The organism is Cytophagaceae bacterium ABcell3 (assembly GCA_030913385.1).
GTDB lineage: Bacteria > Bacteroidota > Bacteroidia > Cytophagales > Cytophagaceae > ABcell3.
The window spans coordinates 4064664-4087488 of record CP133159.1; the positions used below are offsets into that span (position 1 = coordinate 4064664).

At 40.9% G+C, this 22825-nt stretch carries 19 protein-coding genes; 11 read left to right on the plus strand and 8 right to left on the minus strand.

Annotated features, from left to right (window positions below; translation table 11 throughout):
- Positions 1–37: 37 nt before the first annotated feature.
- Together RCC89_16465 and RCC89_16470 are read right to left on the minus strand one after the other, a co-directional pair.
- Complete coding sequence (locus RCC89_16465; GenBank protein WMJ74749.1) at positions 38–1321, minus strand: hypothetical protein; 1284 nt, start codon at positions 1319–1321, stop codon at positions 38–40.
- Positions 1322–1324: 3 nt separating this feature from the next.
- Positions 1325–1822: a DUF5706 domain-containing protein gene (locus tag RCC89_16470; protein WMJ74750.1), complete on the minus strand. Its 498-nt coding sequence runs from the start codon at positions 1820–1822 to the stop codon at positions 1325–1327.
- A gap of 318 nt (positions 1823–2140) precedes the next feature.
- Here RCC89_16470 and RCC89_16475 point away from each other — a divergent pair, with 318 nt between their 5' ends.
- A complete protein-coding gene (locus RCC89_16475; GenBank protein WMJ74751.1) occupies positions 2141–2308 on the plus strand; it encodes a hypothetical protein in 168 nt (55 codons plus the stop codon).
- 205 nt (positions 2309–2513) lie between these two features.
- Here RCC89_16475 and cas6 read toward each other — a convergent pair whose 3' ends face one another.
- From cas6 to RCC89_16500, 5 genes are all read right to left on the minus strand, one after another.
- Positions 2514–3293 (minus strand): CRISPR-associated endoribonuclease Cas6, encoded by a 780-nt coding sequence (gene cas6, locus RCC89_16480; GenBank protein WMJ74752.1) that lies wholly within the window; start codon positions 3291–3293, stop codon positions 2514–2516.
- Positions 3294–3617: 324 nt separating this feature from the next.
- Complete coding sequence (locus RCC89_16485) at positions 3618–4538, minus strand: transposase (GenBank protein ID WMJ74753.1); 921 nt, start codon at positions 4536–4538, stop codon at positions 3618–3620.
- A gap of 31 nt (positions 4539–4569) precedes the next feature.
- Positions 4570–4956 carry a hypothetical protein gene (locus RCC89_16490; GenBank protein WMJ74754.1) on the minus strand — a complete coding sequence of 129 codons (387 nt, stop codon included), beginning with the start codon at positions 4954–4956 and terminating at the stop codon, positions 4570–4572.
- A 1059-nt stretch (positions 4957–6015) separates the two neighbouring features.
- The gene (locus RCC89_16495; protein ID WMJ74755.1) at positions 6016–7452 is read right to left on the minus strand and encodes an HD domain-containing protein; all 1437 of its coding nucleotides are present in this window, start codon (positions 7450–7452) and stop codon (positions 6016–6018) included.
- Positions 7453–7476: 24 nt separating this feature from the next.
- Positions 7477–8040 carry an L-threonylcarbamoyladenylate synthase gene (locus RCC89_16500; GenBank protein ID WMJ74756.1) on the minus strand — a complete coding sequence of 188 codons (564 nt, stop codon included), beginning with the start codon at positions 8038–8040 and terminating at the stop codon, positions 7477–7479.
- A gap of 236 nt (positions 8041–8276) precedes the next feature.
- Here RCC89_16500 and RCC89_16505 point away from each other — a divergent pair, with 236 nt between their 5' ends.
- From RCC89_16505 to lepB, 8 genes are all read left to right on the plus strand, one after another.
- Positions 8277–9890 (plus strand): CTP synthase, encoded by a 1614-nt coding sequence (locus tag RCC89_16505; GenBank protein ID WMJ74757.1) that lies wholly within the window; start codon positions 8277–8279, stop codon positions 9888–9890.
- A gap of 21 nt (positions 9891–9911) precedes the next feature.
- Positions 9912–11726 carry a membrane protein insertase YidC gene (gene yidC, locus RCC89_16510; protein WMJ74758.1) on the plus strand — a complete coding sequence of 605 codons (1815 nt, stop codon included), beginning with the start codon at positions 9912–9914 and terminating at the stop codon, positions 11724–11726.
- Positions 11727–12493: 767 nt separating this feature from the next.
- A complete protein-coding gene (locus RCC89_16515) occupies positions 12494–13174 on the plus strand; it encodes a metal-dependent hydrolase (protein WMJ74759.1) in 681 nt (226 codons plus the stop codon).
- Positions 13175–13179: 5 nt separating this feature from the next.
- Positions 13180–13959, plus strand: coding sequence for an AAA family ATPase (locus tag RCC89_16520; GenBank protein WMJ74760.1), 780 nt, complete (start codon positions 13180–13182; stop codon positions 13957–13959).
- A gap of 47 nt (positions 13960–14006) precedes the next feature.
- Complete coding sequence (locus RCC89_16525; protein WMJ74761.1) at positions 14007–14918, plus strand: ParB/RepB/Spo0J family partition protein; 912 nt, start codon at positions 14007–14009, stop codon at positions 14916–14918.
- A gap of 4 nt (positions 14919–14922) precedes the next feature.
- Entirely contained in the window at positions 14923–15615 is a 693-nt protein-coding gene (locus tag RCC89_16530) for a DUF5683 domain-containing protein (protein WMJ74762.1), read from the plus strand.
- On the plus strand, positions 15612–16331 hold the full coding sequence (gene dapB / locus RCC89_16535) for a 4-hydroxy-tetrahydrodipicolinate reductase (protein ID WMJ74763.1): 720 nt from the start codon (positions 15612–15614) through the stop codon (positions 16329–16331). The genes RCC89_16530 and dapB overlap by 4 nt, the downstream gene beginning before the upstream one ends.
- 4 nt (positions 16332–16335) lie before the next feature.
- Entirely contained in the window at positions 16336–17430 is a 1095-nt protein-coding gene (gene lepB, locus RCC89_16540) for a signal peptidase I (GenBank protein ID WMJ74764.1), read from the plus strand.
- A gap of 3371 nt (positions 17431–20801) precedes the next feature.
- Here lepB and ung read toward each other — a convergent pair.
- Positions 20802–21464: a uracil-DNA glycosylase gene (ung, locus tag RCC89_16545; protein ID WMJ74765.1), complete on the minus strand. Its 663-nt coding sequence runs from the start codon at positions 21462–21464 to the stop codon at positions 20802–20804.
- A gap of 88 nt (positions 21465–21552) precedes the next feature.
- On the opposite strand from ung, the gene apaG reads away from it, so the two are divergent.
- Complete coding sequence (gene apaG / locus RCC89_16550) at positions 21553–21939, plus strand: Co2+/Mg2+ efflux protein ApaG (GenBank protein ID WMJ74766.1); 387 nt, start codon at positions 21553–21555, stop codon at positions 21937–21939.
- 15 nt (positions 21940–21954) lie between these two features.
- A complete protein-coding gene (locus tag RCC89_16555) occupies positions 21955–22743 on the plus strand; it encodes a class I SAM-dependent methyltransferase (GenBank protein WMJ74767.1) in 789 nt (262 codons plus the stop codon).
- The last annotated feature ends 82 nt before the right edge of the window (positions 22744–22825 follow it).

The following is a 22825-nucleotide window of genomic DNA, read 5'->3' on the forward strand; positions in this document are numbered from 1 at the left end:
TAAGTTTGTTTACTTTTACATAATGTTTAGTCATTGATTATTTTACGAATATTGGAAATCTTATCCTTAAATTGTCAGAATGATTTCTTTTAATAACACATTCAACATAATGATGTCCAACATATCCTGCACGAGTAAGACAGGTTGTTTTGTTTTTGTATATACCACCAAAATCATGTGTCAATTCGTTAGCATCCCTAGCTTCTTTCCCAGAGTTTACCGCCTTCCACTCTATTTTCTCCCAATCCTTTCTGAAGTAGAGATGCTCATTTTCAGCTAAGGAAAATTCGATGTCTGAACCTTTTTTAATAGCATTTGAGTTTTGGAAGTATACTTTTACTTCCCCATTTTCACAATTTTTGACTTTGCATTTTATTCTTATTCTTGGTTCTTCAATTTCAATACGGTTGAATTTTTTCTTTACAAAGTCAAACGAATTTAAATAATTCTCCCAGTTGAAATTAAATTTCCTATAATTTTTAAATCCTTGATAAATATAGTAGTCTTGTTTTTCGTTATTATCATAACATGTTTGACAAAATTCATCTTTAATATCAAGAATTTCCTTAACATTAGAACCAACTAAAATTCCATTTGATTTAGCTTTTGCCTGTAGTTTGGCTGCTAAGTCTGTATGTAAGCTTGTTGTAGTAAGCTCTGAACAACCAGGAATACCATAATGAGACCAAAGGACATCGTCTTTATAGCCTATGTCAATTCCAATTCTAACACGAAGAGGTTGTACTCCAGTTGAATGGAATATTTCAGCTAAATCTGAACTTATGAAATGAGTAAGAATAGTTGCCGTATTTAATGCATTAATTACAGCATCTTGTTCAGATTGTCCTTTCCTTACAAATTGTAAAAAAATTCCATCCCCTTGTAACCTGTGTACGTGCCCCCCAAAATGAGAAGCAACATGAATGGCTAAAGTCAATATAGTATCTTTAATCTTCCTTATTTGAAATAAACTGTATTTTTCATTTAGTCGTGTTGACCCTTTAATGTCCATGAACATTGAAACGCAATAATGGTTTTCAAATTCATGGTATTGTAGATGTTGGAAATCTGGATGTGATCCTATTTTTGTTTCAGAGAATGAAAAAGGGTTTAATCCAAAAAGAGTGGTTAGTTGGTTTTTATCAAACTCAATAAGTACCTTATTACTTGTAATGCTTTTTGAAGTTAAAAAACTCTCATTAAGCATTGCTTTTGCATATTTTGACACTTGACTTGTCCCTGAAAAATTAGCATAGTTTTGGACTCTGTTTTCACTGACAATATCAGAAATGCTATTTAGGTAATTGTCGAATAGTTTCATAAGTTATATCAGAATTAATGCGATAATGGGAAATAATAAGAATACTTCAATGAGGTTAAATATTAGCGCTACTTTAGTGAATCGATGTTTTTTCCTGAGCCCTCGTGAGAGTTCAAATATCTGATTATTTAAATCAATAATAGTGTCGTCATTTTTTTGACTATTTATCCTATCAAAAAAAGTTTCTTTATCATCGGTTGCTATATCATTAAAAAACCAATTGGATTTTCTGTCATCAACTCCTTTTGAATCTAAATATGGGATCATTGAGATAATTGTAAAAATCATTGAAGTAATGGAGCAAATCATTAAAAGCCCTATTATTAGATTAAATTCATATTTAAACCTGCATCCTATCAAGGTTGTTAAGTCCTTATGTCCAACAAGAAATGCTCCAATTAGAAAAGTGTTAAAAGCAAGTATGAATGCTCCTTTATTATTAATTCCTGAATAATAGAAATCAAACCTTTCAATAATTTTTATTCTTATGTCATTATTCATATCGGTTTTTTATTTTTTGGAAAATTGTTAAAATGTCCATTGCTGTTGGATTGGATCAAGAACCGCCTTTTCTTTCAGATTTTCGTTTCCTCTATTATCTTTCCTGTATTACAAATATATAGGGAAGAAAGTAATTATTCAAATCCATTATTATAAAGATTTGAATAATGGGTGTAAGAAGTTTTTTTTACCTTTGTATTATGCTTATTTAATCGCACTATGCTGGAATTGAAATTTATTTTAAAGTTTTGAACCTAATCGCACCAATTTATGGAATCTGTTTTTTTACTTTTAAGAAAGGTTTTAAGCCATTTAGGAATGAAACAAAAAATTATCAATATAAGATACTTCACCAATCCTTTCCTCACCGAAGACCGTGAAGAGCTTTGGAAAAAACTAGAAGAAGGCGCCAAGCCCATTTCCAAAGAAGAAGTATTCAGGCGTGCCCGGGAAACCAAAGAACAATCCCATAAAAACGAGAAGTAAAATATACTCATAAGTAAAAATTTAAGCCTCACTAAAAGAAGCATTTAATTTACATTTTCAATATTAAAAATCCACTACGCACTGTATCTGCGTTCTGGATTTCATCCATCTCTTCACCCTTAAATCTGACCAGTTCATCCCGCAGGCATTTCACACCCCATCCTGAACATTTTTTATATCCTTTCACATCCTGGTTCAGACATTTTCAGACAATCTCCACACATCCAAAACCTATAGCCCCTTTCTCCCCAACCCCTGCATAATAAGCGACCTCCTGCAAAAGCGGAGGGGCAATCAGCTCGAAGCGAAACTCAAAACCTCTGATCTGGGACTGGTTCGGCGTGAAGGACTTTATGGTAATCAGTTTTTTCCGCACCTCAGACAACAAGGCAAATTTAAACTCAGCATCGTCCGCAGAGATTTGCAGTTCCGGCACTTCTACCGGCATTACCTTTAATTTATTGACAAGGTTGTTCAGCAGCATTTGCTCATACTCCGGATGCTCAGGACTTATATATTGCGGGTGCTTCTCCCCTTTTACGCTTACACATACCGGAGAAATAGTTTTGTAGCGCATGCTTTCCTGAAACACAGGCGGGGCTACGGCCTCAATACGGCTGACAATAAAATCTACGCTGCTGAATTTATCTCCAATGGAAAACTGCTGGTTCAGGAACAGACCTTTTATAAAATTCTCTGCCGCCCTGTCTGCCAGAAAACTGATCTGCATGCTTATATGTGTACCGCAGATTTCAATCCGCTGCACTTCTTTATGCACCTTATAAGGCCTGAGGTCAGGGTTGGAAAAGGTAAAAAGCTTGAAACGCTTGCTTCCGGTCTGGTAAGCTGTGCCATGTAAAAAAGCACTAAAAGAAGCGTCTGCACCTTCTATTACTTTATATATCCATGAAGAAAATTCGTACTGGTAATTGAATGGCAGAAAACTCCTTTTCCCTACCCGCTCTAGAACTAAGTTGAAACGCATTTACAAAACGATAAAAGTAATAAATCATAAAACTAACATTCTTGTCGAGACAAACAAATGATGCCTGACATTTTTTGCTTGTCTGTTCTTATTTTCAATATTAAGGTTTCACAACGCAGTGTATCTGCGAAGTGATTTTTTTTGCTGGTGCAGGATGGCAGGTCAATCATGGTATAGTAAAGGTATATTAATACTAGACCTGACGGTAAAATTGCTTCGTCGTTTCCTCCTCGAAATGACGTGGCTGGGAAAACCAACATTTAAGCGTCATTGCGAGGCATAAGGTAATGATTGATAAAGGGGTCACCGTATTTTTCTGGGGATTTAAGCAAAAAGCTTAGAGAGCCTGAACAAGAAGAACCTTGTATCTACAACGCCTCTTAAGTTTGCCCTGAAGAGCTTTATTTTTGAATTAAAAGATTCCGCATTTGCATTGGTAGATCTATTGTCAAAGAAGTTTAGAATATTGCTCATATGGTTGCTTACTGTATTTGCTACCGTTAAAAATTCCTTGGTTCCCATCTCATGAGTTTTATTGATCCATTCAGCAAACTTTTTTTCAGCGGATATTTTTGTGTTGCTTTCATATATTAGCCTAAACCCAAGAACATGGTCATAAGCTTTTTTGAGGTCTGGATAATTTTCAAAAGCTATGTTGGCTCTCTGCTCTTGGCTTTGAGTCCAATCAGCTTTCTTTTTGGCAAAGACATACCTGCAGCGGGCCAAAAGTTGCTTTGGGGTGTCCCCATTGGGCAATAAGGGTGCTTTATACCTAACGCCATTCTTTTTGGCAGCTTCGATAGCCTTGTTTTCCATATCTAGTTCAACCCATCTTTGATTGACCCTTATATGTTGTAGAGCCTCCAGGGCCAGCCTTACTACATGAAAGCGGTCTGTAACCAAATTTGCCATGGGGAAACATGTTCTTGCGGATGACTCCATGTTTTTTGCCATGTCAAGGGTTACTTCCTTTACTTTATTCCTTTGTTCCAGAGGGATTTTCTCTAGGACTTGTATGATATTTGCCGACAATGTGCCTTTTACAGAAGCTACCAAAGAGCCTTTTTTGCCTCTCCCGTTTTTATTGGTAATAAAAGTGTACAACTCTCCTTTTGACAGTGCAACTTCGTCTATACTAAGATGCTCTCCGATATTGTCCGGAAAGACCAAATAGTCCTCTGCATGCTCTTTTTGTTCCCACTGCTTAAACCCACTGCTTTTCTTCTTATAGTGCCTCCTCAACAAATCCCCTTTGACCTCATAATAGCTGCCAATGTTACCAATGGTATCTTCGCGGGTCTCGACCTGTACCTTTTAAAAAATCTGAAAGCTCTTGAGTGATTTTAGAGCCTTCAGCTACAAATGAATAGTCATTGTAAACTATTTTGTTCTTGCATGTTTTATGCCTCCACCTTCGTCGCTTAAATTCAAGATAAACGGCTTTTCCCCTGATAGGGAAATCTTGAACAATTTTAGGTTCATAAAAACCTTTAGACTCGTACTCTTCAGGTTTATGCTTTCCTAATAGCCGGTTCTGCTCAATGAGGTTGATTTTATAAAAAGCTCTTTTGCTGTTCAGGTCACATAGCTCTATTACAGCTTCTATTTCAAAAAAATCTAGTATGCCTTCCGGCAAAAAAGGGGCAATAATGCTTTCTTTCATCTTGCCTTAAAATTAACAAATCAAACCAAGACTCCCCAACTTTTACGTGTGAGCCTGATAAAGTTCCGGGTATGAAATTTTAAGACTTTATCTTCTTATGAAAAAATGCCGCGGCAATCTGTTTGGGGTAAGCTGTGTTGGTTGATTTTTGTTGGGTATAACACTAGACCTTACGATAAGATTGCTTCGTCGTTCCCTCCTCGCAATGACGTGGTTGAGTGAGTGTAATAGTGGTTGTTATTATCTGATAGGTTATAAAAACGCCTTCCCTTCAATCCTGTATATCCTTTCATCCTGCGAATCCCGGTTCAGACAATATAATACCAGACCTGACGGTAAAATTGCTTCGTCGTTTCCTCCTCGAAATGACGTGGTTGGGAAAACCAACATTTAAGCGTCATTGCGAGGCATAAGGTAATGATTGATAAAGTTCCGGGTATGAAATTTTAAGACTTTATCTTCTTATGAAAAAATGCCGCGGCAATCTGTTTGGGGTAAGCTGTGTTGGTTGATTTTTGTTGGGTATAACACTAGACCTTACGATAAGGTTGCTTCGTCATTTCCTCCTCGAAATGACGTGGTTGAGTGAGTTGTAATAGTGGTTGTTATTATCTGATAGGTTATAAAAACGCCTTCCCTTCAATCCTGTATATCCTTTCATCCTGCGAATCCCGGTTCAGACAATATAATACCAGACCTGACGATGAGATTGCTTCGTCGTGCCTCCTCGCAATGACGTGGTTGGGAAAACCAACATTTAAGCGTCATTGCGAGGCACAAGATAGCGGTAGGTAAAGTTCTTAGGTGTGAAATTTTAAGGCTTTAGTTTCTTATGAAACAATGCCGCGGCAATCTGGTGGGGTAAGCCAGGCAGGTTCATTCACCGGGACGCCATCTATTGCAATTCAACTTAAAAAATTCACCTCTTGAATAACAAAAAAGTGCTTTTGGAGTTAATCAAAATAAGGCGTTTATGGAAAGGGAAGTGACAAAGGGGCCTTCACTTTACCGGGTCTGTGTACCCGCCTTCAACTTGGACTAAGAAAAAGGATAAAAGCTTTATCGGCTTTTATCCTTTGCTTTTTCCAGCCCATATTTTTCTTTGGCCAACTTCAACATATAGGCATAGGCTTGTCCATATTCATTGGACACCTCTCCTTCCAATACAGCTTCCCGGATATCGGTTTTTATGTCACCCACCACCTTGCCTGGCTTAAGGTCAAAAGTTTCCATAATAACTTCACCTGTAATAACTGGCTGGAAGTTTCGGAGCTGGTCTTTCGCTTCTACTTCTTCTAACTTTCGTTCCACTCTGTTAAAGTTCTCGAGGTAACGCTTTACCTTTTGATCGTTTTTACTGGTAATATCTGCCCTACATAGCTTCATCAAATCAGGCAGGCCCTCTCCTGCCTCGTACAACAACCTGCGGATAGCAGAGTCAGTAATGTCCTCCTTGACCAAAGCAATAGGCCGCAAGTGCAGCTTGACCAATTTGGCAACAGACTTCATTTTTTCATTCATGGGCAACTTCAGCCGGCGAAAAATATGGGGTACCATCCGGGCACCTTTTTCCTCGTGACCATGAAAAGTCCATCCTACCTTCGGGTCGAACCGCTTGGTAGCCGGCTTGGCTATGTCATGGAGAATGGCAGCCCATCGCAACCACAGGTCATCCGAAACCTGAGCCACATTGTCCAGCACTTGCAGTGTATGGTAAAAGTTATCTTTGTGGGACTTTTTGTTAATCGTCTCCACCCCATGCAAGGCTACCATTTCAGGAAAAAACATTTCGAGCAGCCCGCTGTGAAAAAGGAGTTTGAACCCATACGATGGGGTTTTAGACAAAATAATTTTGTTCAGTTCCGTAGAAATCCGCTCCATAGAGACGATGCTCAGCCGTTCCTTATTTTCATTGAGCGCTTCAAATGTCTCAGGGCTAATATCGAATCCCAGTTGGGAAGCAAACCTAACCGCCCTAAGCATACGCAGGGGATCGTCTGAAAAAGTAACGTGCGGGTCCAAAGGGGTTCTCACAATCTTCCTTTTCAGGTCTTTTACGCCATTAAAAGGATCTGAAAGCTCGCCAAAATCACTTTTATTGACACTGATCGCAAGGGCATTGATGGTAAAATCGCGGCGCAATTGGTCATCTTCAATGGAGCCCGCTATCACTTTAGGCTTTCTCGAATGTTGGGAGTAAGATTCCTTTCGTGCGCCTACAAATTCTATCTCTGCACTTTGATATCTGAGCATAGCCGTACCAAAATTCTTAAAAATGGCAATATGCTCTTCGTCTTTGCCCAGTTTTTTGCCCACATGCTTGGCCAGGTCAATACCATTGCCAACACATACAAAATCTATATCTTTAGAAGGCCTTTTTAACAACAGGTCTCTCACATACCCTCCTACTACATATGTGTCCAAACCTAATTCTTCTGCACTTTCTGAAACAATGGAGAATATGGATTCCTTTTCAAGTAGTTCTTTAAAATTCATGCTTTACTGCACAATACTGGTTATTTATTTCCTGATAAACGAGACTTCTCCGTTAAGGCCTAGTTTCATTATAGTAGATGGTGTAGCTTTAGCCGTTTCGTTGCGCCTGTGGTCCACCACATAGTCTACCCGGTCAATGACTTCTTGGGAGATTTCTGAAAAATTTTGCGGAGAAGGCTGTGTACTGATATTGGCAGAAGTAGACACCAATGCTTTACCAAGCTTTTTTATCACCCGCTGGCAAAACTCATCCTGCACCAAACGAATGGCTATAGAACCATCCTCATTCATTAGGGAAGGAGCTAAATTCTTACCTTTAGGATATATAATGGTAAGCGGTTTTTCTGAAAATTCCACAATATCCCAAGCGATTTCAGGAACCTCTTCTGCATAATAATATAGCTGGTGAATCTCCCCTATCAAAATAATGAGTGCCTTGCTTTCGGCACGCTCTTTTACGGAATAAATTTTCTTGACAGCCTCCTCGTTGGTGGCATCACAGCCCAGCCCCCAAATGGTATCAGTTGGATAAAGCACCACTTTGCCCGCTTTCAGGTGCTCTACCGTTTTCTTAACTTCTTCTTCCATTTTACAAAGGTACAGGTTAAACCTGAAATATGCATTAGAACTTTTTATTAGGAGGCAAAATAACTACCAGGCCTGCTGCCCATTCCCTTAACACTGGCTTTCCTTATTAGAAAATTTCAAACAAACAACTTTAAATCACTTTATAACTAACAAATATCTGTTTTATATTTTTCAATGTAATAGTAAAAAATCAGCTATATGTTATACCTTTGTATCCCATAAGTTCAAAATTACTTATGGCATCTGTAAAATATATATTCGTTACCGGCGGGGTAACATCTTCATTAGGAAAAGGCATTATTTCAGCTTCCCTTGGCAAACTACTGCAAGCAAGGGGCTATTCTGTTACCATTCAAAAATTTGACCCCTATATTAACATAGATCCGGGAACGCTTAACCCTTACGAGCATGGCGAATGTTTTGTAACGGAAGACGGCGCAGAAACAGATCTTGACCTGGGGCATTACGAAAGGTTTCTAAACGTACCGACTACGCAAGCCAACAATGTAACTACTGGCAGGATCTATCATACAGTAATCTCCAAAGAAAGAGAAGGTGCTTTTTTAGGGAAAACGGTACAAGTAGTTCCACATATTACCGATGAGCTAAAAAGGCGGTTCCAACTCCTTGGCGAAAGCGGCAAATATGATTTTGTGATCACAGAAATAGGAGGCTGTGTCGGAGATATCGAGTCGCTACCTTTTATAGAAGCCCTGAGGCAGTTCCGTTGGGAAATGGGGCTAAACGACACCCTTGTCATCCACCTGACGCTGATACCGTTTTTAAAATCTGCTGGCGAACTTAAAACCAAGCCAACACAACATTCAGTAAGGCAGCTTTCAGAAGCAGGTGTCCAAACGGATATACTTGTATGCCGTACAGAGCATCCGTTGCCATCGGATATAAGAAAGAAAATAGCGCTGTTCTGCAACGTACACATCAATTCGGTGATTGAGTCCATAGACGCAGACACCATTTATGATGTACCGCTCATGATGCGCAAAGAAAAGCTGGACGAAAGGGTACTGACCAAGCTGAAGCTACCTCACAAGCAAGAGCCTAACATTGACTCTTGGAAATACTTCCTCGGAAAATTGAAAAACCCTACTTGCGAAGTAAACATAGGTCTTATAGGGAAATATGTAGAACTGCCAGACGCTTATAAATCTATCGTAGAGTCTTTTGTACATTCCGGTGCTGAAAACGAGTGCAAGGTTAACCTAAAATACATTCAGTCAGAAAACCTTACAAAAGACAACATAGAATTTTACATGCACGGCCTTCATGGCATACTTGTTGCGCCAGGGTTTGGCGAAAGAGGTATTGAAGGAAAAATACAAGCAGTAAAATACGCCAGAGAGCACAATGTACCTTTCTTTGGCATTTGCCTAGGCATGCAATGTGCAGTTATTGAGTTTGCGAGAAACGTGCTGAACCTTCCAGAAGCGGCTTCAACAGAAATGAATGCCGAAACTCCTGATCCGGTAATCTGCATGATGGAATCGCAAAAGAACGTTACGCAAAAAGGAGGAACCATGAGACTGGGCGCCTACCCTTGCGAACTTACCAAGGGCACCAAAGCCTACAGCATTTATGGAAAATCCAAGATCAGCGAAAGGCACAGGCACAGGTATGAATTTAACAATGACTACCTAGACCGGTATAAAAATGCAGGCATGGTTGCTTCTGGCATCAACCCGGACACAGGGCTTGTGGAGATCATAGAGCTGAAAGACCACCCGCACTTTGTAGGTGTTCAGTTTCACCCTGAGTTGAAAAGTACGGTACTAAACCCACATCCGCTTTTTGTGAGATTTGTAAAAGCGGCACAAGATTGCTTAAAACTTTAATTTTTTTTAATTATAAAATAAATGGATAGAAATCAAATCATCGGATTAGTTCTTATAGCCGCGCTGATGATGGTATATGTCATTTGGTTTGGACAACAACCACCAGCAGAGGTTGAAGTCGCTCATGACACCACCACAGTAGAAAGAGCAGAAACACAGCCGGATATAACACAACCCCAACCAGAAGACACTACGCAAGTGGCCGAAGAGCTGAGACAGCAGTTTGGCGAACTGGCTATAGGTGCGCAAGGAAGTGAAGAAAGACTGGTGCTGGAAAACGAAAAAATACAGTTAAAAATAAATACCCACGGTGGCAAGATCGATAGTGTATTGCTCAAGGATTACCTCACCGACCGCAAGGACCCCCTATACCTGGTCGACGAGATCCACAGCCAAATGCAACTAATTGCTCAAACACCACAAGGGTCGGTAAATCTAAAAGACTTGTACTATGAAGCTACTAAGAATATCCAAGGCGATACTTCGAGCTTGGTGCTTCGCCTCTCTGTAGCGGAAAACAGGTACATTGAGCAAATTTACACACTTTTACCCAATGCATACCAGCTTAACTACAGCATCAATATAGTAGGACTGGACAATGTCATCCATAATGAACCGTTGCAGTTCAACTGGAATGCCAACCTACCTAGGATAGAATACGACCTGGAGCAAAGCCGTATACGTTCAACAGTCAATTACTATACGCTGGCTGGGGATTTCGATTATCTCTCAGAAACCACCACAGAACTTCAGACAGAGCAAATCAATGAGCCACTGAAATGGGTTTCCATGAAGCAGAAATTCTTTAATTCTGCCATCATTGCCCAAAACCAATTCGAAAGAGGCACAGTAAGCAGCCAAGTAGTACCTACCGACACAGTGGGAATAAAGTCCTTGGAGGCCAACCTATTGATACCTATTGGAGATGTAAAAGCCGGGGGCAGCAATTTCCAGTTTTATTTCGGCCCTAACCATTACCGCACCCTCCGTCAGGTAACCGAAGGGTTCCACAGAAATGTTTACCTAGGCTGGCCGGTAATCAACTGGATCAACAGGTTCATCGTAGTACCTGTCTTCCATTTTCTGGAACAGTTCATTCCTAATTATGGTATTATTATCATTATATTGGTCATACTGATCAAGCTGATATTGCTCCCCCTTTCCTATAAGTCATACCTAAGTATGGCAAAAATGAAAGTGTTAAAACCAGAACTTGATGAGATCAAAGCCAAATATAGTGATGACATGCAGAAAGTTCAAACGGAGCAAATGCAGTTATACCAAAAAGTAGGAATCAACCCACTGAGTGGCTGTATTCCACTACTACTGCAAATGCCGATCCTTTTGGCCATGTTCAACTTCTTCCCTAACTCTATTGAACTTCGTCAAGAGTCGTTCTTATGGGCGCATGACCTTTCGACTTATGACGCACCGATATTGTTGCCGTTTACCATTCCATTTTATGGTTCTCACGTGAGTATTTTCACCTTGCTAATGACCTTGTCTACTATAGGTATTACCTATTTCAACAACCAGACAAGCACCGTTCAAGGACCAATGAAGAGCCTATCGTACACCATGCCAGTGATATTCATGTTCGTATTGAACAGCTTCCCGGCAGGACTGAGCTTTTATTACCTCATGTCAAACATCGTAACAATGATCCAACAACAGGCAATCAAAAAGTTTGTGAACGAGGACAAAATCAAAGAAGCTTTGGAGGAGAACAGAAGAAAGATAGCCTCAGGACAGACGAAAAAATCCAAGTGGATGTTGCGCGTGGAAGAAGCCATGAAGGCCAAAGAAGAAGAAGCGAGAAAGAGGAAAAAGAAATAACCTGCACATAAAAACAGCAGCAGATCCTATAAAAGAGACTGCAAAGCTGAACCGCAAGAAACCGGAAGGGCATCAAACCCCTTCCGGTTTTTTTGTAACCGGGAAACATTACCTAAAAAAATGTCTGGATTACCCATTTAAGTCCCTAGGAAGTAATAAGTTTTTTGCTTGTGTAAAAATATGCGTTAAAGAGCCATTTCTTAAATGAGGGTAAGTAACACAGTTAGAAAATAAAGTGGCCATTGATGAAATTGCGTTAAGAACTTTATAAACATGGAGCGGCCAAAAAATTTGCTGTTTGAGCCCGACGCAAGGAGGGTGAGTTTCATCCCGATAGCTATCGGGATAGCGTAATGGTTATAAAGTTTGGCAAATTTCATCACAGGCCTTGACTTTTTTGCTTACTTTTTTTGTCTAAGAAAAAAAGTAAGGCCCTGCCGGCGAGGCAAAAAGTAACTAAGCGAACTTTCGTAAGCTAATAAAACATGAGATCCCTAAAAGGACAACTCTGAAATATTTTAAAAAAATCTTGCACTTTATTCACAACACTATGCGTTAAAAAGGGTTAAAAAAACAGGCTTTACTTGCATTAAAGCAAGATTTTATATACTTATATATTTTTACTTGCAATTTTCCACAAAGTTATCCACATTGCTTTCTGCACAAGTTGTGAATAACAAATACCCTAATCGGGGGACATAATTCAGGCAATACTTTTAAAATAAGATTATATTTGTCACACTTTTTACCTTAAACCGAAGAAGACTATGGAAGTTACTTATTATGGACATTCGTGTTTTTTGGTCGAAACCGGAAATTCCAAAATTCTTTTTGACCCTTTTATTACTGGAAATTCTTTGGCCTCTCATATCGACATCAATAAGATAGAAGCTGACTATATTTTACTTTCACACGGACATGCCGACCATGTGGGTGATGTGGAGGCGATAGCCAAAAGAACCGGCGCCATGATAGTAGGCCCTTTTGAGACTGTTTCATGGTTTGGGCAGAAAGGCCTTGAGAAAAACCATGGCATGAACCCTGGCGGAAAAGCCCGTTTTGACTTCGGCACCGTAAAAATGGTTTCTGCCATACATTCCAGCAGCATGCCTGACGGATCTTACGGAGGCGTTGCCACAGGTTTTGTCATCGAAACAGCAGAAAAAACTTTCTACTACTCTGGCGACACAGCGCTTACCACTGACATGCGCCTGATCAAAGACCGCTATAAACTGGATTTTGCTTTCCTTTGTATTGGTGATACCTTTACCATGGATATAGAAGATGCAGTGGTAGCTGCTGAATATACCGGCACTTCCAAGATAATTGGAATGCACTATAATACGTTTCCTGTAATAGAGCTAGATGCTGCCTATGCACAGCAGGTAGCCCAAAAAGCTGGAAAAGAACTTGTTTTATTTGAAATCGGACAAACCATCAAATTATAATTTTAATGGGTAAAATAATTGCCATAGCTAACCAGAAAGGTGGAGTGGGTAAAACCACTTCCGCCATTAACCTGGCAGCCAGTCTTGCGGCGCTAGAGTTTAAAACCCTCCTAGTGGACGCCGATCCTCAGGCAAATTCAACCTCAGGGCTTGGATTTGACCCTAAAACAATAGAAACCAGCATTTACGAATGTATGGTCGATGGAGATGATGCAGACGAACTGATTCTAGAAACAGAAGTTAGTTTCCTTGACCTCCTTCCATCTCATATAAACCTGGTAGGTGCTGAAGTGGAAATGATCAGCATCAGCAACAGGGAAGAAAAAATGAAAGAAGCAATGAAGAACGTAAAAGAAAATTACGACTTCATTATCATCGACTGCTCCCCTTCCCTGGGTTTGATAACTGTAAACGCACTTACCGCAGCCAACTCTGTATTGATTCCTGTACAATGTGAATACTTTGCGCTTGAAGGTTTGGGCAAATTGCTCCATACCATCAAGATCATCCAGTCAAGGCTAAACCCAGACTTGACCATAGAGGGTATTTTGCTGACTATGTACGACCAGCGTGTCAGGTTGTCCAATCAGGTAGTGGAAGAAGTCCGGTCACATTTTCAGCAACTGGTGTTTGACACCATTATTCCAAGAAACATCCGGCTTAGCGAATCTCCTAGTTTCGGACTGCCTGTCATTGCACATGATGCTGAAAGTAAAGGGGCTGTCAGCTACGTAAGCCTGGCACATGAAATTCTGGAGAAAAACGGGATACCACTGGAGAAATAAATTCGTTTGTTCTTTATTAAACGGAACAGGCACAAGATTAACGGATAATGAGCCAAAAGAAAACACAAGCAAAAAGGAATGCATTAGGAAGAGGGCTTGGAGCCCTACTACAAGACTCTGGTAATGTAGATGCAAAAGAGTCACAAAGTAAAGAAACCACTGCGCCAAGCAATATTAGCGAAATACCTCTCGACTCAATAGAGGTAAACCCTTTTCAGCCAAGAACTTTATTTGACCAAACTGCCCTCCAAGAGCTGGCAGAGTCTATTAAAGTACAAGGCATTATTCAACCTGTTACTGTCAGGCAACTGAACAGGAACAAGTACCAATTGATATCGGGCGAAAGAAGGTTTCAAGCCTCCAAACTGGCCGGTCTCACGCAAATACCTGCTTTTATACGTACTGCCGATGACCAGCAAATGCTGGAAATGGCACTTATAGAAAACATTCAGCGGGAAAACCTAAATGCCCTTGAAATTGCATTGAGTTACCAACGCCTGTTGTCTGAATGTGAACTAAAACAAGAAGAACTGGGCGACAGGGTTGGAAAGAAAAGGACAACGGTCAATAATTACCTTCGTTTGTTGAAACTGCCACCAGACATCCAGGCTGCGCTTAGAGACAATCTAATAAGCATGGGGCATGCAAGGGCATTGATCAATATTGAAAATGTAGACCTGCAACTGGCTATTTTCCGCAAGGTTGTAGACCAAGAACTTTCGGTAAGAAAAACAGAAGAGCTGGTACGTAGCTCTACGGAAAAAAAGAACGAGCCAGAAAAGAAAACCAAAGAGGAGTCTCCGCTCGCTTATGAACTACAAAATGTTCAGAGCAGGCTTTCTTCGCACTTTGGGACAAAAATCAATATCAAAGCGGACAAGAACAACAAAGGTGAAATCAAAATCCCTTTTATGTCCAGTGAAGACCTCAACAGAATACTAGACTTGCTTAATTTCTGATCAGATGTCCGCAAGGCTTTTTTTTATTCTTATACCGGTCATATTTTTCCTGACCATAACTGAAGCGTTGGCGCAAGTGCCTGAAGAGGTACCTGAAGAAGCGCCTGAGGAGGTGCCTGAGGAAATCCCAGAAGAACGTGCGCCAGAATTTAATATGGAGCTCCCCCCGGACACAGTAGTCCGGGAAGAACCTCCTGCTTCAGCAGAACCTGTACCTCCAGTCAGGGACATTGAAGAAGAAGACGTAAACCGGATCCCGCGCCAACGCGCGCTTATGTCGGCCATACTGCCAGGGCTGGGGCAAACCTTTAACAGAAAATATTGGAAACTGCCCATCCTCTACGGCGCAGGGGTCGCAATGGGCTATCTCATTAGCTATAACCATTCAGAGCTTAGGGTACACCAAGCCCTCTTGGATCAAGTCCGTGATGATCCTGCCGCGATAGACGAAATAGACAGGTACAATACCGAAGACGCCATTCGGGTACAAAGAGACTTTTACCGACGCGACCGTGATATGTTTATCGTGGTTAGTGGACTTGTCTATGCCCTAAACATAATAGACGCTTACGTAGACGCACACATGAAGACTTTTGACCTGAGCGATGATCTTAGCATGAATGTTAGACCTGCTTTATTAAATAATAATTCCTATTTTTGCCCAGGTTTATCAATCAACTTAAATTTCAAAAAATGAGAATCATGCTTATTGGCTATGGAAAAATGGGTAAAACCATTGAACAAATAGCCTTAAAAAGAGGACATACCATTCCGCACATTATAGATGTATCTAACAATGACGAGCTTAAAAACATAGATGGCTCTATGGTAGATGCAGCTATTGAATTTACACAACCTGAAAGTGCTTTTAACAATATTAAGCACTGTATCGAAAATAATATTCCTATCGTATCTGGCACCACTGGCTGGTTAGACAGAAAGTCTGAAATAGAACAGCTTTGCAAAGAAAAGAACGGTGCTTTTTTCTATGCTTCCAATTATAGCGTTGGGGTAAACCTGTTTTTCCACCTCAACAAGGTATTGGCCAAAATAATGAACAACTACCCACAGTATGATGTATCTATGGAAGAGATTCACCATACAGAGAAAAAAGATGCTCCAAGCGGAACGGCCATTACATTAGCTGAAGGATTGCTTTCTCAGTATGACAAAAAAGACCAATGGGTCAATGAAGAGAAAGGCAAAGAAAACGAGCTACCAATTGTATCCAAAAGAATTGAGAATGTACCAGGTACCCATACCGTATTTTACAATTCAGAAGTAGATTCGATTGAAATAAAACATACAGCCCACAGTAGGCATGGATTCGCCGAAGGGTCAGTAGTTGCAGCAGAGTGGATCCAAGGCAAAAAAGGCATCTTGGGTATGGAAGATATGTTAAAAATCGGATAACTGCATGAAATTTAACTTCCGAAAGAAGAAAAAAGAAGCTCCAAAAACCAAGTCCAAGGAGTGGTTAGACGCTATAGTCTTTGCCGTTATAGCGGCCACCCTTATTCGTTGGGCATTTTTAGAAGCTTTTACCATTCCTACACAGTCTATGGAAAAGTCCCTCCTCGTGGGGGATTATCTTTTTGTGAGCAAAGTACATTATGGCACCAGAACGCCCAAAACACCTTTGCAGCTCCCATTAACACATCAAACCATTTGGGGTACCAATATCCCATCTTACCTGGACTGGATTCAACTACCGCAATACAGACTTCCAGGCTTTACCTCTGTAAAAAACAATGACGTGGTCGTATTCAACTACCCCCCTGACGATTACCCCACAGACCTTAAGACCAATTATATCAAACGTTGCCTAGCCATTGCCGGCGATACTTTTGAAATCAGAAACCAAGAAGTTTTGATCAATGGCACCCCTGTGGAAGATCCTCCTCAAACACAGTTCAGCTACTATGTAGAACCCCACGGCAGGCCACTGTTCACCCGTTTCAGGACATTGCTTAGGAAATACAATGTAACAGATTTCGACGCAGCTCCTGACGGATACCGTATCTGGACTACCCCAGAAACAGCCAAGCAATTTGAAGCCGAAGAATACATCAAAAGGGTTACCCCACTTATGCAACGGCCACACGAAGGAGATGCGAGCATATTTCCCCATGATGCACGGTTCATGTGGAACCAAGACAATATGGGGCCACTATGGATACCCGCCAAAGGAGCCACTATTTCTATGACACCAGAAAATGTAGTGCTTTATGGCCATACAATTGTAAACTTTGAACACCTAGACAATGCCAGCGTGACAAATGACCAGCTTTTCATAGACAGCGAACCAGTCATGGAGTATACTTTTACCCAAGACTATTACTTTATGGTAGGCGACAACCGGCACAATTCATTAGACTCTAGGTATTGGGGCTTCGTTCCGGAAGACCACATAGTCGGAAAAGCAGCATTACTATGGCTCTCCATAGACCCAGACCCAGACAGCTTTATCAACCGAGTACGATGGAATAGGATTTTTAACATTATTAGATAAACGATGATATAAATGTAGTGCCGATTTTTTACCGCCACAGAGAGTAATAATATCATTACTTCAATTCATAATAGCCTGTCATTACTCCCCCGTCACGTCGCGAGGAGGAACGACGGTATAACCTGCCATCCCTAGGAACGAGGGATCTGTTAGACACTGGTACATATAAAATTATCCGCTGAATCAACCTACACAGCTCACCCTAAACAGATTGCCGCGGCATTGTTTCATAAGAAACTTAAAGTATTACATTTCATACCAAAGAACTTTATCAACCACTACCTTGCGCCTCGCAATGACAGGTTAGTTCTGGTTTTCTGCTAATTACAACCTATAACAACCTGTCATCCCGAGGAACGAGGGATCTGTTAGGCTTTGGCACCTACCTAATATTTGGCAATTCATACACTGCTTTACCCAAAACAGACCCCGCAACAGGTGCGGGGAGGCAGCTATGTTGTTTGTTTTTGGATTAAAACACCAGCCCAAATATAACACCCAAAGCCAGCGATAACCTCCAAACTGGTAAGAGCCCAAAAGTAGAACAAAAGGAATAGGTCAATAATAAGCAGTCCGGTAGCTGCTAAGGGCGGGCGGGGACTCTATGGCTGGCGTGGGCATATTGCGGCTTGTGGGGTGCCGGATTTTTAAAAATGCCGCCATTAAGAACTGCCTTTGACAGTGAATCGTCAGTTAAGGCATTTTTCTGGCAGGGAGGGATTGTGCGTTTAGTGCGTGGCAATATGCCTTCAGCCATAGTGTCTTTTTTTGGTTACCTTTTTTGGACAAGCAAAAAAGGTAAGAAAAAGTGGAGAAAGAGCAATAAGTTACATTAGCTCATTGGGTGAATTAAAGGATAATTATAGACCAATTATCCCCATGAACCAAACAAAACCGCTTACCCCAAACAGATTGCCGCGGCATTGTTTCATAAGGAACTTTAAGTATTAAATTTCATACCAAAGCACTCTACCAACCACCACCTTGCGCCTCGCAATGACGGTTAAATTCTGGCCTTTCTGCTATTTATCAATCATTTATTGTAAATATAAAAACCTCCCCGACAGCTATTAAGTCACCAGAAAATACCCGTCAGCGTCCACATGACCTGACGGCGTATGGAGGAACAAGGGATCTGTCAGACAATAGCGCCAACCTAATATTAGGCAACTCACGCACTGCTTTATCCCAACAGACCCCGCAACAGGTGCGGGGAGGCAGCTATGTTGTTTGTTTTTGGAGCTTAAAACACCAGCCCAAATATAACACCCAAAGCCAGCGATAACCTCCAAACTGGTAAGAGCCCAAAAGTAGAACAAAAAGAATAGGTCAATAATAAGCAGTCCGGTAGCTGCTAAGGGCGGGCGGGGACTCTATGGCTGGCGTGGGCATATTGCGGCTTGTGGGGTGCCGGATTTTTAAAAATGCCGCCATTAAGAACTGCCTTTGACAGTGAATCGTCAGTTAAGGCATTTTTCTGGCAGGGAGGGATTGTGCGTTTAGTGCGTGGCAATATGCCTTCAGCCATAGTGTCTTTTTTTGGTTACCTTTTTTGGACAAGCAAAAAAGGTAAGAAAAAGTGGAGAAAGAGCAATAAGTTACATTAGCTCATTGGGTGAATTAAAGGATAATTATAGACCAATTATCCCCATGAACCAAACAAAACCGCTTACCCCAAACAGATTGCCGCGGCATTGTTTCATAAGGAACTTTAAGTATTAAATTTCATACCAAAGCACTCTACCAACCACCACCTTGCGCCTCGCAATGACGGTTAAATTCTGGCCTTTCTGCTATTTATCAATCATTTATTGTAAATATAAAAACCTCCCCGACAGCTATTAAGTCACCAGAAAATACCCGTCAGCGTCCACATGACCTGACGGCGTATGGAGGAACAAGGGATCTGTCAGACAATAGCGCCAACCTAATATTAGGCAACTCACGCACTGCTTTATCCCAACAGACCCCGCAACAGGTGCGGGGAGGCAGCTATGTTGTTTGTTTTTGGATTAAAACACCAGCCCAAATATAACACCCAAAGCCAGCGATAACCTCCAAACTGGTAAGAGCCCAAAAGTAGAACAAAAGGAATAGGTCAATAATAAGCAGTCCGGTAGCTGCTAAGGGCGGGCGGGGACTCTATGGCTGGCGTGGGCATATTGCGGCTTGTGGGGTGCCGGATTTTTAAAAATGCCGCCATTAAGAACTGCCTTTGACAGTGAATCGTCAGTTAAGGCATTTTTCTGGCAGGGAGGGATTGTGCGTTTAGTGCGTGGCAATATGCCTTCAGCCATAGTGTCTTTTTTTGGTTACCTTTTTTGGACAAGCAAAAAAGGTAAGAAAAAGTGGAGAAAGAGCAATAAGTTACATTAGCTCATTGGGTGAATTAAAGGATAATTATAGACCAATTATCCCCATGAACCAAACAAAACCGCTTACCCCAAACAGATTGCCGCGGCATTGTTTCATAAGGAACTTTAAGTATTAAATTTCATACCAAAGCACTCTACCAACCACCACCTTGCGCCTCGCAATGACGGTTAAATTCTGGCCTTTCTGCTATTTATCAATCATTTATTGTAAATATAAAAACCTCCCCGACAGCTATTAAGTCACCAGAAAATACCCGTCAGCGTCCACATGACCTGACGGCGTATGGAGGAACAAGGGATCTGTCAGACAATAGCGCCAACCTAATATTAGGCAACTCACGCACTGCTTTATCCCAACAGACCCCGCAACAGGTGCGGGGAGGCAGCTATGTTGTTTGTTTTTGGATTAAAACACCAGCCCAAATATAACACCCAAAGCCAGCGATAACCTCCAAACTGGTAAGAGCCGAAAAGTAGAGCAAAAAGAATAGGTCAATAATAAGCAGTCCGGTAGCTGCTAAGGGCGGGCGGGGACTCTATGGCTGGCGTGGGCATATTGCGGCTTGTGGGGTGCCGGATTTTTAAAAATGCCGCCATTAAGAACTGCCTTTGACAGTGAATCGTCAGTTAAGGCATTTTTTTGGCAGGGAGGGATTGTGCGTTTAGCGCGTGGCAATATGCCTTTCAGCCATAGTGTCTTTTTTTGGTTACCTTTTTTGGACAAGCAAAAAAGGTAAGAAAAAGTGGAGAATGGGCAATAAGTCACATTAGCTCATTGGGTGAATTAAAGGATAATTATAGACCTGTCAGACACATAATCCCCCCCCTAAAAATCAACCTACACAGCTTACCCCAAACAGATTGCCGCGGCATTATTTCATAAGGAACTAAATACTTAAAATTCAATTAAAAGAACTTCACCCACCACTATCTAGTGCCTCGCAATGACGGTTAAGTTTTGGGTTTCTGCTATTAATACACCTTTACCCCTCTCCCCTACCACTCAATAGCCTCTTTCCCTACAGATTTCAAGTATTCATTGGCCTTGCTAAAATGCTTACAGCCTAGAAACCCCCTATGGGCAGAAAACGGTGAAGGGTGTGCAGCTTTTAGAGCCAAATGTTTTTCAGCATCGATCATTGCTTCTTTAGAGTGCGCATAAGCCCCCCATAAAAAGAAAACCACATTTTCCTTCTCGCTAGAAACTTTTTTAATTACGGTATCTGTAAACACCTCCCATCCTTTTTTCTGGTGCGAGCCTGGAGTCCCCGCCCGTACAGTCAACGTAGCGTTGAGCAACAGCACTCCCTGTTTGGCCCAATGTTCTAAATTGCCATTGGCTGGTATTTCCTTCCCAATATCACTTTTGAGTTCTTTAAAAATGTTTTTTAACGATGGCGGGCATTTAACGCCGTCATTGACCGAAAAGCACAGACCATTGGCTTGCCCTTCACCATGGTAGGGATCCTGTCCTATAATTACGGCTTTTACTTTGTCAAACGGACAGAAGCGAAAAGCTGAAAATATTAAATGCTGAGGAGGATATATCACATGCATTTCCTGGTCCGTTTCCACAAATGACTTTAGCTGTTGAAAATAAGACTTTTCAAATTCACCTTCTAAAACAGACTTCCAAGAAACATCAATATCTAAAAACATAATTTTTTAGGTAGGAATTTAAACAAACAGCTTGAATTTATACAAACTTATAACTAAATTGAACTACTAACATAAAAAACCTTTCGTCATGGTTACAAAAACAACACAAGGAGTTAAAGTAAGTGTAGTTACAGCTTACCAGCCAGAATACTCAAACCCTGGTCAGTTTCATTATGTGTTTACTTATAAAATAACCATTGAAAACACCAGTGACCATACGATTCAACTACTGAGAAGGCACTGGTATATCCATGATGCCAACGGACTAGTGAGAGAAGTGGAAGGTGAAGGTGTCGTAGGGCAACAACCGGTGCTAGAGCCAGGGCAGTCGCATGAATATATTTCAGGCTGCAACTTAAAGACAGAAATAGGAAAAATGAAAGGCTGTTATACCATGGAAAAAATCGTAGATGGCAGTAAATTCCCTGTCAATATTCCTGAATTTGTACTTGCAGCTCCTTTTAAAATGAATTAATGTGTATTTTTGAGGATGACAGGAACAGCAGGGATTATCCTTAGATACATACAGTTTTTATTAAAATCAGGGAATGAGCATTCGGTTCATTCCCCTTTTATTTTTGATCTCTACACAACTGTAATAACTCCAGATAAACAGTACTACGTTTTTGAAGATATAGAAGGCTTGAGAAAAAGCCTCCTTGCCCGTAAGGACTCCATACCCATTAACGACTTTGGGGCTGGCTCAAGGGTCACCCAAAGTACTTCAAGAAGGATATCCAGTATAGCCAAAAACTCAGAAAAACCGCCCAAACTGGCACAGCTCCTGTTTAAAATAACCGAAAGATTTCAACCTGACACCATTTTAGATTTAGGAACCTCACTGGGCTTAACTACACTTTATCTAAGCAAAGCTGCCCCAAAGTCCACAGTGTATACTTTTGAAGGCTGCCCGGAAACGTTGGAAGTAGCAAAAGAAAACTTCCGAAAACTAAATGCGGTAAACATCAAACCCGTTTTAGGAAACATAGACGATACTTTACCTCAAGTCCTTCAGCAAATAAAATCGGCTGACCTAGTTTTCTTTGACGCCAACCATAAATATGAAGCCACTTTAAACTACTTCAATATTTGCCTGCAAAAAGCAACGCAAGACAGCATTTTTATCTTTGATGACATATACTGGTCATCAGGCATGCAGAAAGCTTGGCAGGAAATCAAGGATAACGACCATGTCAGACTTAGTGTAGACCTTTTTTACATGGGCTTGGTCTTCTTTAGAAAAAAGCAACCTAAACAACATTTTGTATTACGTCCCTAAAAAATAAGCAAGTTGCTCCCCTTATGTTGAAACTACATAAAAAATCATAATAGTAATTATCCAGAAACATAAGCGCTATTAT